Source organism: Dysgonomonas sp. HDW5B (assembly GCF_011299335.1).
Lineage (GTDB): Bacteria > Bacteroidota > Bacteroidia > Bacteroidales > Dysgonomonadaceae > Dysgonomonas_A.
On the sequence record NZ_CP049858.1, the window covers coordinates 1,010,244 to 1,023,073 of the forward strand.

The window sequence follows — 12,830 nt, forward strand, 5'->3', positions numbered from 1 at the left end:
AAGTAAAAAACATCGAAATGAGTTACTACCATTTAGCCGAATTGGTGCACAAAAGAGCAGCCAAATACAAGTCAAGTACAGTTCTTAAGTATAGAGATGCCAATGAAAAACGTTGGAAAACCATTTCTTGGACCCGTTTTTCTGAATACGTCATGAAAACGGCATGGGCTATGGCTGAGGCAGGAATAGATACTCAGGAGAATATCGGTATCTACTCTCAAAACATGTATCAATACATATTCACCGAATTTGGTGCTTTTGCAAACAGAGCCGTTGTGGTTCCCATATATGCGACAGCATCGCCACATCAGGTAGAATACATTGTTAATGATGCACAAATTCATACTTTATTTGTCGGTGAGCAATTTCAATATAATAATGCATACAAAGTACAGCAGCAATCTGAAACTTTAAAAAAGCTGGTAATATTCGATCCGAATGTAAAACTTCACCCCGAAGATCATACTTCGGTATATTTCAGCGACTTTATAGCTACGGGTGAAAACTCCGATGCCGAAGTGAAAGTTACAATCAGAATGAAAACAATCCGCGAAACGGACATTGCCTGTATTATTTACACCTCTGGAACTACAGGTGAGCCTAAGGGTGTTGTCCTTCTGCATTCGTCGTTCCTTGAGGTTTTCAGAATCCACGACGAGAGGTTGCCTCAGCTATCGAACAAGGATGTATCTATGAACTTCCTTCCTTTGGCACACATTTTCGAAAAAGCATGGACATACTATGCCATACATAAAGGTATGACAATAGCTATCAATACCGATGCCAAGGAAATACAAAAATCCATCAAGCAGGTAAAACCTACAGTTATGTGTAGTGTACCTCGATTCTGGGAAAAAGTATATCAGGGAGTTTTCGAAAAGATAGAAAGCTCTAAAGGCTTAATGAAGTGGCTATATACTGATGCTATTAAGACCGGAAAGAAATATAATCTCGATTATAAAAATAACGATATAAAGCCTCCTATTGGCAATGCCCTGAAATTCCACTTTTATAATAATACCATATTCCGCGTATTGAAAATGGTAATCGGTATAGAAAAAGGAATATTATTCCCATGTGCAGGCTCTCCATTATCCGACGAAATAAATATATTCCTAAAATCGGTAAATATTCCGATCATAATAGGATACGGTCTTACCGAAACTACAGCTACGGTAAGCTTTTACCCTCCCGTACACTTTAAAATTCATTCGGTAGGCTCGGTAATGCCCGGCTTGGAAGTAAGAATAGACCCATCAAATGATGAGATATTAGTTAAGGGTCGCACTATAATGAAAGAATACTACAAGAAACCCGAAGAGACGGCTAAAGTATTTACCGAAGACGGCTTCTTCAGAACAGGAGATTCCGGCAAGCTATTAGATGGTAATGTGATTGTACTTACCGAGAGAATTAAAGACTTATTCAAAACCTCTAACGGCAAATACATTGCTCCGCAAGCTATAGAGACTATCATTGCAAATGATAAGTTTATAGATATGATTGCCGTTATTGGCGATGAAGTAAAATTTGTAAGTGCTCTGATCGTTCCTAATTATGATGCCATCATCAAATGGGCTGAGGAAAATCAGATACCATACAATAAGATGGAAGATTTACTCCAAAACAAGGATGTTAACTCTATGATATCTGGGCGTATAGAAATGCGTCAGGCTGATTTGGCTCCTTATGAAAAAGTAAAACGTTTTACTCTTTTACCGGAACCGTTCACGATGGAATCGGGAGAACTTACCAATACATTGAAAATAAAGAGAAAGGTTGTTGTAGAAAGATACAAAGACCTGATCGAGAAAATGTACGCCGAGCAATAAATGGCAGGTATATATATACATGTTCCCTTCTGTAAAACAAGATGCATATACTGCGACTTTTTTACAAGAACCGACATGAAGCAAAAGAAGCCGTACGTATCATCGATATGTAAAGAATCTGTTCTTCGTGCCGATTACTTGGGTGGAGAAACTATCGAAACTATCTACTTTGGAGGAGGAACACCTTCGCAGCTAGCAATAGAAGATTTACAGTTAATACTTCGTACGCTTCGAAATACCTTTGAGATAAGCCCGCAAGCTGAGATAACTCTCGAGGCTAATCCCGACGATCTGAATGCAAGCTATATAGGTGAGCTCTTAACATCGGGGTTCAACCGATTAAGCATGGGTGTACAAAGTTTTGATGATGCGCAACTAAAGTTTCTAAACAGACGGCATTCCGCCCAAAGAGCAGTGGAGGCTGTAAAGCTGGCTCAAAAAGGTGGCTTTAAGAATATCAGTATAGACCTTATGTATGGTCTGCCCGACCTGACAATGGACATCTGGAGAGATACCCTTAACCAAGCAATCGAACTGAATATACAGCATATATCGTCTTACCACCTTATATATGAAACAGGAACTAAATTGTATCGATTACTGCAAAAAGGGGATGTAAGATCGGCTGATGAGGAATTAAGCCTTGATATGTTTTCTCTATTAATCGAAAAACTGAAAGAGGCCGGTTTTATTCATTACGAAATATCAAACTTCGCCAAAGACGGACTGGTTTCACGTCACAATACCTCCTATTGGCTCGACAAAAAATATCTGGGATTAGGTCCCTCGGCACATTCTTACAATCAGATAAACAGATGCTGGAACGTAGCCTCCATACCCAAATTCATTGAAGGAATAAAGGCTGATAAGCCTGATATTGAAGAAGAAATTCTGGATGCTCAATCTCGTTACAATGATTTTATTTTGACAGGCATGCGCACCATGTGGGGTATTGACCTCTCTGTTCTAAAAGAAAAATTCGGACAAGAAATGCTCGATTATTGTGAAGACAATCTTAAAAAGCATTTACAATCAGGCAATGTAATTCTCTCTGACAATCATTATAAGATAACACCACAAGGAATATTTATTTCAGATAGTATAATGAGTGACCTCATGTATGTCGAATAAAAAAGCACCTTAGCTGATATCAGCTAAGGTGCTTTTTTTATAGATATCTTTTTGTATCAAAAATCAAAACCAATTTTGAACGTTATAGCACCTAGATTAACTTTTGACTTCTCCCAACTGTAATCATTTTTAAAAATAAACCCATCTACATAATAATTTGTAAACCCTAAAATCAAATTAACACCTCCTCCAGAACGTTGAGCAAATCGTAAACCAAAACCCGAAAATGTATAAACACCTCTTAAGCTTTCTTCTCCAAGAGCATACCCAATCTTAAAATCAATCAAATAACCCATCTGTTCATTATTATTAAAATTGAATCTTGGATGTATGAACACAAGGTAAGACCCTCCTAACGACTCATAAAAGTAATTGTATCCCGCACCTGCTCCCAAATAAAAGAGATCATTAAACTGGTTACCTACAGAAAAAGACATCTCTATTCTATTCAGCTGTGATGATTCTACATTTATAAACTCTCGTGTATTTAATGAAAAACCTAAATCAAAAAAAGCACGAAAGCCTTTATCTAATGCATATTGATTATGATTCGTAGGATAATAATCATAATCCGGTTCGGAAGTAACTCTTAAAGGTTTTCTATATGTATTAGAACTCTCCGACTCCTCAACAACATTATTCGACACAGCTGGGGGGGTTACCTTTTTATACGCCGGATTCTCTTCAATACTCACAACTTCACTCATAAGATAAGTGTATAACTTACCATCCCCTGATTTTATTATTAAAAAATCATTTGGTACTATTTTGGTAATCCTACCACGAATAAAGTTTCCATTCTTGAGATGAACTATTTCAGGTAAATCTTGAGCATTTACGAAAATACTTACAAATAAAATTAATGTTAATAAGATTAGTTTATTCATTTTTTTTAGTGTTGTTAGTTTAAGGTCACAGACCTTTTTATTGCTTTGGCAAGTATTACAGATATAGATTGTTATAACTATAAAATACACCCATAAATTTTATTCTTTACTTAATATCCACATAAAACATTACAATTTCACAAGAAAAAGGTCATCCATAATAATATGAATAACCTTTTTCTTATATATTATTACAATGTTACACTTCAGCACCAAATTCCATTAAGAAGGCTTTGATGAAACCATCAATATCGCCATCCATAACAGCATTTACATTCGATGTCTGGTAATTCGTTCTGTGATCTTTTACACGACGGTCGTCAAAAACATAACTGCGTATTTGTGATCCCCACTCTATCTTCTTCTTTCCGGCTTCTACTTGCGATTGCATACGGCTTCGCCTCTCTAACTCCATATCATAAAGTTGCGATTTCAATAGGCGTATCGCATTGTCTTTATTTCCGAACTGAGAACGACTTTCCGTATTTTCAATTACAATTTCCTTTTCTTCTCCGGTTTCCTCATCTTTGTATTTATAGTGTAGACGAACTCCCGTTTCCACCTTATTTACATTCTGACCTCCTGCTCCACTCGAACGGAACGTATCCCATGTAATACTTCCCAAGTTAACATCAATCTCGATTGTATCGTCAACCAAAGGCACTACAAAGACCGAAGCAAAAGAAGTCATACGTTTACCCTGTGCATTGTAAGGAGATACACGTACTAAACGATGTACACCGTTCTCAGACTTAAGATATCCATAAGCAAAATCACCTTCAACCTGAATCGTTGCAGTTTTGATTCCTGCCTCATCACCTTCCTGAAAGTTGGTGATAGTTACCTTGTAGCCTTTTGATTCGCACCAGCGTTGATACATACGGAAAAGCATCGAAGCCCAATCCTGACCTTCGGTACCTCCTGCACCACTATTCACTTTTAGTACAGCACCGAGCTTATCTTCTTCCCGACGAAGCATATTTTTAAGTTCCATCTCCTCCAATACTTCTATTGTCTGGCTATAAACTTCGTCTACTTCTTCTTCGGAGGTGATTCCTTCTTTATTGAAATCGAAAGCCAACTGCAATTCTTCAACCGCAGCCTTTACTTTATTATAACCCGAAAGCCATCCTTTCAAACCTCTGATTATTTTCATCTGCTCTTCGGCAGCTTTATTATCAGACCAAAAGTCGGGATCCTGAGTTCGTATTTCTTCTTCTTCTAATTGGATTATTTTTGCATCGACGTCAAAGGTACCCCCTCAACGCTTGCTCGCGCTCCAACACTTCTTTGAGTTGGTCTACAGTAATCATATGCTATGATTGTTTAGTTATTATTCTTAAATTTTTCAGTTGGCAAAGATAACCAATTAATCCTAAAATCTTAATTCAATTGTTCTATCAAGTTTGCAGGAAGATAAAATGTATCATTTTTATCGATATAAACAGTTACCGAACCCAAATCGATTTCTTTTCCATTAAGATATGCAACCGATTTAAACGCAGGAACAACCAATGTATTCTTACCCTTTTTCACTGTTAATTGAGCAAAATCTGTAGATTTATCAATTGTATATTTAAGTCCTGCAAAAACATCCTGATGTTTGGCAAAAACTTCTTTCGTCATTTCAGGCAGACTCTCATCGAGCCCTAAAACATCTGACAGATAATTATTGATTTGAACATTGGTATTCATCCCCAAAGGCACATCTCCCTGAGGATGGTAAGCTGCTAAGAAAACCTCCTCACCGGTATGTCCCCCGGTTGTAAAACCAAAATAAGTACGACTATTCATAATATCAACAATAGCATGTCCCATATTGGGGCTGTCTGCTTTTTTCATATAATCGGCTTCTTTGTAGTTCTTAGAACTCAATAAACTTGCCAATTCATCTTCGGTAAGATCTATATCAGTATACTTTTTAAATACCGCTTTAAAATTTTCGGGTTTTTCTTGTAAAAGGATTCTCTCCAACCCCTCTCCTGTTCGCTTGTATTTCGATACACTTCCGAAAAGTTGATCTATAGTAGCCTTATCGTAACTCTTCAAATCTCTACGGCCGATAGTAAATCCGCTGTTTCCATGATCGGGAAGTATAATAACCGCAGTTTCTCCATCTTTCTTGGCAAAATCAATTGCTGCACCTACCGCTCTGTCAAAAGCCAGGTATTCGGTAATACAACCAACTGCATCATTCCCGTGTGCCACCCAATCGACTTTACTACCCTCTACCATAAGAAAGAACCCGTTATCGTTTTCGGATAAATGATCTATTGCTTTCTTAGTCATCTCTTCCAGTGAAGGAATCACAGAAGGGTCTCTATCTAAATCATAAGGCAGTTCGCGGTCTTGGAACAATGCCCAAACCTTATTATCTCCATCAAATGATCGGAAAGCATTTATATCATTCTGAATCAATGTTGTATTATTCTTTTTAAAATGGTCTTTGATATCATCTGTCAATATAGAATTACCTCCGCCAAACATCACATCCAGATTATTGTATGCTATTTGAGGAGCAATATACTCATATTTGCCACGAGCATAGTAGTGAGACGAGCAGTCAGCTGGTGTAGCATGAGGAAACTCTACTGTAACCACCATTCCTACAGCTTTCTTCTTCTGAATTTTAGCTGCTTCCAGAATAGTAACCAGTGGTTGATAAGCCATTGCAGGATCAACCTTCACCAAATCATTTTCAGGGTCGGCTACAGGATAAATCGCCACATTACCCGTACGCTGAGGCATCCCCGTCATGTATGCAGAAGTAGTCGGAGCTGAATCTCCGATAGGAGCATTAGATGAAAATGTTTTTACCGTCCCGCAAATATAAGGGTCGATATTTAAGTTCTCACCACCTAATTTATTGTATATCTGATACCATCGGGCAGCAGAAACTACACCGATAGAAGTTCCATCGGGAATCATTACAATGACATTTTTTACAGGTTTAACCGGTCTGTGATATTGCTGAGACCAAACCAAGCCGCACGAAAGAATCAGAAGTAAGGAACAAATCGTTTTTTTCATAAAAATAATATTTAGCAAAATACTGTATTTAAGGTCTCAAACCTTAGATCAATTACACAAAAGTACAGATTTCAGATCAATATTCCGCTCGAAAAATAGTAACTAAGTCTTTTATTAATCACTTAATCTCTCCGAAAATATTTCCGTATATTTGTATTTCAATATAAAACATACAATTTATCATGTCTGAAAAGAAACCATTAATACTCATTACAAATGACGATGGCTACACAGCCAAAGGTATAAAAGCGCTAACACAATCATTAATCGGACTCGGAGAAATAGTAGTTGTAGCACCCGATGGACCTCGTTCGGGAATGTCAAGTGCCATCACATCGATACAGCCCTTAAGATATTACCTGACAAAAAAAGATATAGAAAACGACATCACCATTTATGCTTGCACAGGAACTCCTGTAGACTGTGTAAAATTGGGGATAAGTGAAATTCTCGACAGAAAACCCGATCTTGTTGTTTCGGGAATCAATCACGGATCTAACGCTTCGATCTGTGTTATATATTCGGGAACAATGGGAGCAGCTATCGAAGGATGCCTTTACAAAGTGCCATCTATCGGATTCTCGTTATTAGATCATCATTATGATGCAGATTTTTCTCATACAGAAAAAATAGCACGTGCCTTGAGCGAAAGCGTATTAAAAACCGGATTGCCTAAAGGTGTTTGTTTGAATGTCAACATACCTCATTCAACAAAAGAATTAAAAGGAATGAAAGTTTGCAAACAAGCTCCCGGTCAGTTTGTCAAAGAATTCAAAAAATCGGCAGACGGTGCTGATAACGAAATATATTGGTTAACAGGATATTTTGAGAATGATGAGCCTGATGATACTTCTACCGACGAATGGGCTTTAGCAAATGGCTACGCATCCATCGTTCCTACGAAGGTTGACTTAACCGCTCATGAGTTAGTAGAGCAAATGAAAGGTTTGGAGAACCTAATCTAAGATTCCGAACACTTTTATCATACAACATAATATAACTATATGAAATATTTTCTTGTTGCGGGAGAAGCTTCGGGCGATTTGCATGCTTCTAATCTTATGGCGGCATTAAAGGTCACAGATTCTGAGGCAGAATTTTGCTTTCTGGGAGGAGACCTCATGCAGGCTCAAGGAGGCAAGCTTATTAAACATTACAGGGAAATGGCTTTTATGGGTTTCATTCCTGTTTTGCTCAACTTGAGGACTATTCTCCGCAATATGAAAATGTGTCAACAAGCCATTGTAGATTATCAACCCGATGTAGTTATATTAATAGACTATCCGGGATTTAATCTTAAAATTGCGAAGTTTGTTAAAACCAAAACCAATATTCCTGTTTATTATTACATTTCGCCCAAAGTATGGGCATGGAAAGAATACAGGGTAAAATCTTTCAAGAAATATGTAGACCAAATGCTCTGCATATTACCTTTTGAGGTTGATTTCTTTAAGAAACACAATTACAAAGTAGAGTATGTAGGTAATCCTACCGTAGATGCAATAGCCGATTTCAAGAAAAAAAACAAAGACGATTCGCGTGAGAAGTTTATACAAGAAAATAATTTAGCGGAAAAACCTTTCATTGCCCTATTAGCAGGAAGCCGCAAGCAGGAAATAAAAGACAATCTTCCTACCATGCTGGAAGTAGTCAAAAAGTTTCCCGATTATCAAGCCGTTATTGCAGGAGCACCAGGTATGGATCCTGATTATTACAATGCTTATATAGCCGGCAGTAATTGTAAAATCATTTTTGATCAGACCTATCGCCTGCTCTCTTATTCGGATGCGGCACTAGTGACATCGGGTACGGCAACTCTCGAAACCTCTTTATTCAGAGTTCCGCAAGTAGTTTGTTACAGAATGCCTGTACCTCACCTTGCACACTGGGCATTCAAAAACATTTTACATACACCTTATATTTCTCTTGTAAATCTGATTGCAAATAAAGAAGTGGTAAAAGAATTATTTGCCAAATACTTCTCGAAGGAAAACATCGAAGAAGAAATAGACAGACTTCTGAATGACAAAGCATACAGAAATAATATGCTGGAGGGATACGATCGTATTATCAATATACTAGGAGAGGCAGGAGCTTCTAAAAAAGCGGCAAATATTATTGTGAAAAAACTACACACTCACCAATAAGTTCTTACCATTAATACTTCTCAAAAGCAGATTTTTGAGGAAATACCTCCTTAAAGCTTCGGCGAAGAGTATTCTTGGCTCTTTTGAAGTCCAAAATCTCTACACTATCATTTAAACACATGATATCGTACTCCTGACGTACAATCTGGTCACATATATGAAGCAGCGAATGGTCTGTCAGATCCACACAAGTAGTATCTTTTACGGTATTATATGGATGAAAATTTCCTGCTGCCAGCTGCCAGTAACGGATCAACCACTGATTTACATCCGAATTAGATCTGAATTTCGAACGGCAGGTAAGATGCAATTTAGAGGTTGCCTGCGACCAAACATCATCATAAGTAGATTTCAAAAACGCATTAGGCAAATGAGGATCGACAAAACCCGAAAAATCACGCCATGGGTATAGCAATATATTGCTTAACAGCTTCAATCCATAATTCGGAGAAAACCACTTCTGCCAATGCTTCCTAATCTGCTGATGCTTATCAAAATATGAATCCAGCACGTCCAGATCATTGATAGCCATATGAATAATACCTCCGCTAGAAGGCTTGGCAGTCATGACGCCATAATCGCAAGGCAAGCCTTTCTTAAAGAAGCGTGACGGTTTCAGAGGATTCAAAACATATAAATCGTCATTGAAATAGATAAAATGCTCTGACAATGATTCTATACGATGCAGGTTCAACTCTATGGTATTTGCACTGAATGTAGGCAGGTATTCGCCGGGAATAAAGTCTTCGTGCTTCACCCAATTCAATTGGGGATGGTCGAGATTGAGCCATTCAGGGATATGCCCCGATGTTACAAAGTGAATTTTATTGACCCATGGCATAAACTTCTCTATCCCTCTGAACCAGTAACGTAGCAAATCCCAATCCCTAAAACGAATTGCATGAGTATCTCCTATAAGTGATTGACTGGCATATTGCCGAAAGCTTTGCTGCCATACTTTATCCTGTCCATCCACCCAAGGCAATACAATATCGATACCTGATGTATTCATTTATTTTTTGTAAACTATCTTAATAAGCATATTTTATTATTACACCCCTTATTTATAACCTATAATGTTATTGCATTTTCTATAGCAACAAAAGGTCTGCGAGCGTTACTCTGCCATAAATATAAACAGAATAATTTTATAAAAGTTTATACCTTTGTTTACATATCAAGCAATGCCAAATATTAATTGCTATATTTAAAAATTATAACAACTATTGGCATTACACTTACCATAAGAATAAAAAGGTCTGAGACCTCAATGCTATTTTGAATGAAAATTCTTTTATTAGGAGAATACAGCAATGTTCACTGGACTTTAGCTCAAGGATTACAAGCTTTGGGACATTCGGTTGTGGTGGCTTCTAATGGAGACCGTTACAAAAACTATCAGCGAGACATTGATATTACCCGCAACAGCAATAATTTAATTGATACAGTTAAATACATTTATCTTCTCAGTAAAAATTTCAGACAGTTTAAAGGATTCGATATTGTACAAATTATAAATCCCTTTTTTCTGGATCTCAAAGCAAGTAAAAACCTTGCAGCGTTTAATTATCTCAAAAAGCATAACGGAAAAGTATTTATGGGAGCATTCGGCAACGATGCTTATTGGCTGAAAGCTTGTTTAGATAAAAAAACATTTCGCTACTCTGAGTTTGACATTCCAAACAGAACAGAATATCTAGACCCTGCCAAAGAATTAATCAAAATTTGGTCTGATAAAGATAAAGTAAAAATAAACCGTGAGATAGCCGAAAATTCAGACGGTATCATTGCCTGCTTATATGAATACTTTGTTGCTTATCAACCTCAATTTAGGGAGAAGCTCACTTACATACCAGCACCTATCAACACATCGGAAATAACCTTCAAGCAAAGAAGCAAAGACACTTCTAAAGTCGCTTTTTTCATTGGAATACAAAAACTCAGAAACGAGATCAAAGGAGCTGACATTTTGTACAATTGTTTAAAAGAAATACACTCTAAATATCCGAGTGAATGCGTTGTCAACAAAGCTGAATCGGTACCTTATCATGAATACATAACGATGAGAGACCACTCTGACATATTATTAGATCAGTTATACTCCTATACCCCCGGTATGAATGCCCTCACGGCAATGGCTCAGGGTTTAGTCGTAGTTGGGGGAGGCGAACCGGAGATGTACAACCTCTTAAATGAAAAAGATAATCATCCCATTATAAATGTCCTTCCTGACGAAAAAGATGTTTTTGAGAAACTCGAAAATCTGATTCTAAACAAATCGAAAATTGCCGATTTATCGAGTAACAGTCGACTGTTTATCGAAAAACATCATGATTATATAAAGGTAGCACAGCAATATTTAGATATATGGTCAAAAGAAAAACTCTTTTAAGATAAAAAAGACAAAATTAAACCTTATTTCTTTACCTTTGTGACATTAAGGTCTCAGACCTTTTTATTGCTTTGGCAAGCTTAGTAACAATTGTTAGTTCTAATTAAGAAACATAGCAATAAAGTAATCGTATCTAATTTAAATAACATAAAATGAAAAAACTTTTTGTCGCATCGGTTGCTCTCTTGATGGCTGTATCAGCATGGGCACAAAAAGACAGCACGGTATCATCCGGCTATCAGTTTTCGGTAGTAAAACAAAATCCTATAACTTCTATAAAAAATCAGGGAAGCAGCGGTACATGCTGGTCATTCTCGGGTGTCGGCTTTTTAGAGTCTGAACTATTGAGGATGGGAAAAGGCGAACAAGATCTTTCTGAAATGTATATCGTACGCCGCAATTACGAAGATAAAGCAGTAAAATATATCCGTTTGAACGGAAGCCTTAACTTTGCACAAGGCGGTTCGTTTGCCGATGTTATTGAAACAATTAATGAGTACGGAGTTGTACCTGACGCAGCTATGCCCGGACTCAGCTACGGCGAAACGGGACACAAACACGGCGAAATGGCTGATGGTCTTACCGGATACATCAACGGCGTAATGAAAAACGGTAACAAAAAGCTTTCAACAGCTTGGTACAACGGTTTTACAGGTATCCTTGATGCTTACTTAGGTGCAAAACCTGAGAGCTTCACATACAAAGGAAAAAATTATACACCTCAAAGCTTTGCACAGGAGTTAGGCTTAAACAGCAATAACTATGTGTCATTCACATCATTTACACACCATCCGTTTTACGTACCTTTTGCAGTAGAGGTTCCCGACAACTGGCGCTGGGCATTGTCATACAATGTTCCTTTGGATGATATGATAAAAATCATAGACAACGCCTTAGAAAAAGGCTACACTGTTGCTTGGGCTTCAGATGTAAGCGAAGTTGGTTTTTCTCGCAACGGAATAGCTGTCGTTCCTGATGATAGTGCTCCCGAAAACATCGGTTCTGATCAAGCACATTGGTTAGGTTTATCTGCTACAGAAAAAACCTCAACTATCAAAAAGAAAATTGAACAAGGTCCTGTTAAAGAACTTGCCATCACGCAAGAACTACGTCAAAAGGGCTTTGACAACTACGAAACTACCGATGACCATGGTATGCAGATTTTCGGTCTCGTAAAAGATCAAAATGGAACTAAATACTATTTGGTAAAGAACTCTTGGGGTGAAGCCGGTGCTTACAAAGGGATATGGTATGCATCCGAAGCTTTTGTAAAATACAAAACAATCAGTTTTGTTGTAAACAAAGAAGCTGTACCTAAAGACATTGCCTCGAAATTGAAATATTAAGAGTTTAGACTGTAAGTAAAGTTTGACGAGAACATAGATAGGAGTGAAAAAAATCACTTCGCAAG

General features: G+C 37.5%; 10 protein-coding genes. 6 read left to right on the plus strand and 4 right to left on the minus strand.

What is annotated here, in order from left to right; translation table 11 throughout:
* The first annotated feature begins 17 nt into the window (after positions 1–17).
* Complete coding sequence (locus G7051_RS04095) at positions 18–1,832, plus strand: long-chain fatty acid--CoA ligase (protein WP_166198717.1); 1,815 nt, start codon at positions 18–20, stop codon at positions 1,830–1,832.
* Positions 1,833–2,963, plus strand: a complete 1,131-nt coding sequence (hemW, locus tag G7051_RS04100; RefSeq protein ID WP_166198719.1) for a radical SAM family heme chaperone HemW — start codon at positions 1,833–1,835, stop codon at positions 2,961–2,963.
* 56 nt (positions 2,964–3,019) lie between these two features.
* Here the strand turns inward: hemW and G7051_RS04105 are convergent, their stop codons facing one another.
* The 3 genes from G7051_RS04105 to G7051_RS04115 form a co-directional block, all read right to left on the minus strand.
* Positions 3,020–3,850 carry a hypothetical protein gene (locus G7051_RS04105; protein WP_166198721.1) on the minus strand — a complete coding sequence of 277 codons (831 nt, stop codon included), beginning with the start codon at positions 3,848–3,850 and terminating at the stop codon, positions 3,020–3,022.
* A 199-nt stretch (positions 3,851–4,049) separates the two neighbouring features.
* Positions 4,050–5,163, minus strand: a protein-coding gene (gene prfB / locus G7051_RS04110) for a peptide chain release factor 2 (protein WP_166111512.1) whose coding sequence is annotated in 2 segments (ribosomal slippage) — positions 4,050–5,099 and positions 5,101–5,163 — 1,113 coding nt in all. Because the reading frame shifts where the segments join, the coding sequence is not laid out codon by codon here.
* Positions 5,164–5,233: 70 nt separating this feature from the next.
* A complete protein-coding gene (locus G7051_RS04115) occupies positions 5,234–6,880 on the minus strand; it encodes an alkaline phosphatase (RefSeq protein ID WP_166198722.1) in 1,647 nt (548 codons plus the stop codon).
* Positions 6,881–7,062: 182 nt separating this feature from the next.
* Between G7051_RS04115 and surE the strand changes: the two genes are divergently transcribed.
* Entirely contained in the window at positions 7,063–7,845 is a 783-nt protein-coding gene (gene surE / locus G7051_RS04120; RefSeq protein WP_166198724.1) for a 5'/3'-nucleotidase SurE, read from the plus strand.
* Between the two features lie 39 nt (positions 7,846–7,884).
* Complete coding sequence (gene lpxB / locus G7051_RS04125; RefSeq protein WP_166198726.1) at positions 7,885–9,027, plus strand: lipid-A-disaccharide synthase; 1,143 nt, start codon at positions 7,885–7,887, stop codon at positions 9,025–9,027.
* A gap of 10 nt (positions 9,028–9,037) precedes the next feature.
* Here the strand turns inward: lpxB and G7051_RS04130 are convergent, their stop codons facing one another.
* Positions 9,038–10,039, minus strand: coding sequence for a Stealth CR1 domain-containing protein (locus G7051_RS04130; protein ID WP_166198728.1), 1,002 nt, complete (start codon positions 10,037–10,039; stop codon positions 9,038–9,040).
* Positions 10,040–10,309: 270 nt separating this feature from the next.
* On the opposite strand from G7051_RS04130, the gene G7051_RS04135 reads away from it, so the two are divergent.
* Both G7051_RS04135 and G7051_RS04140 read left to right on the plus strand, forming a co-directional pair.
* Complete coding sequence (locus G7051_RS04135; RefSeq protein WP_166198729.1) at positions 10,310–11,419, plus strand: glycosyltransferase; 1,110 nt, start codon at positions 10,310–10,312, stop codon at positions 11,417–11,419.
* A 152-nt stretch (positions 11,420–11,571) separates the two neighbouring features.
* Entirely contained in the window at positions 11,572–12,765 is a 1,194-nt protein-coding gene (locus G7051_RS04140; protein WP_166198731.1) for an aminopeptidase C, read from the plus strand.
* The last annotated feature ends 65 nt before the right edge of the window (positions 12,766–12,830 follow it).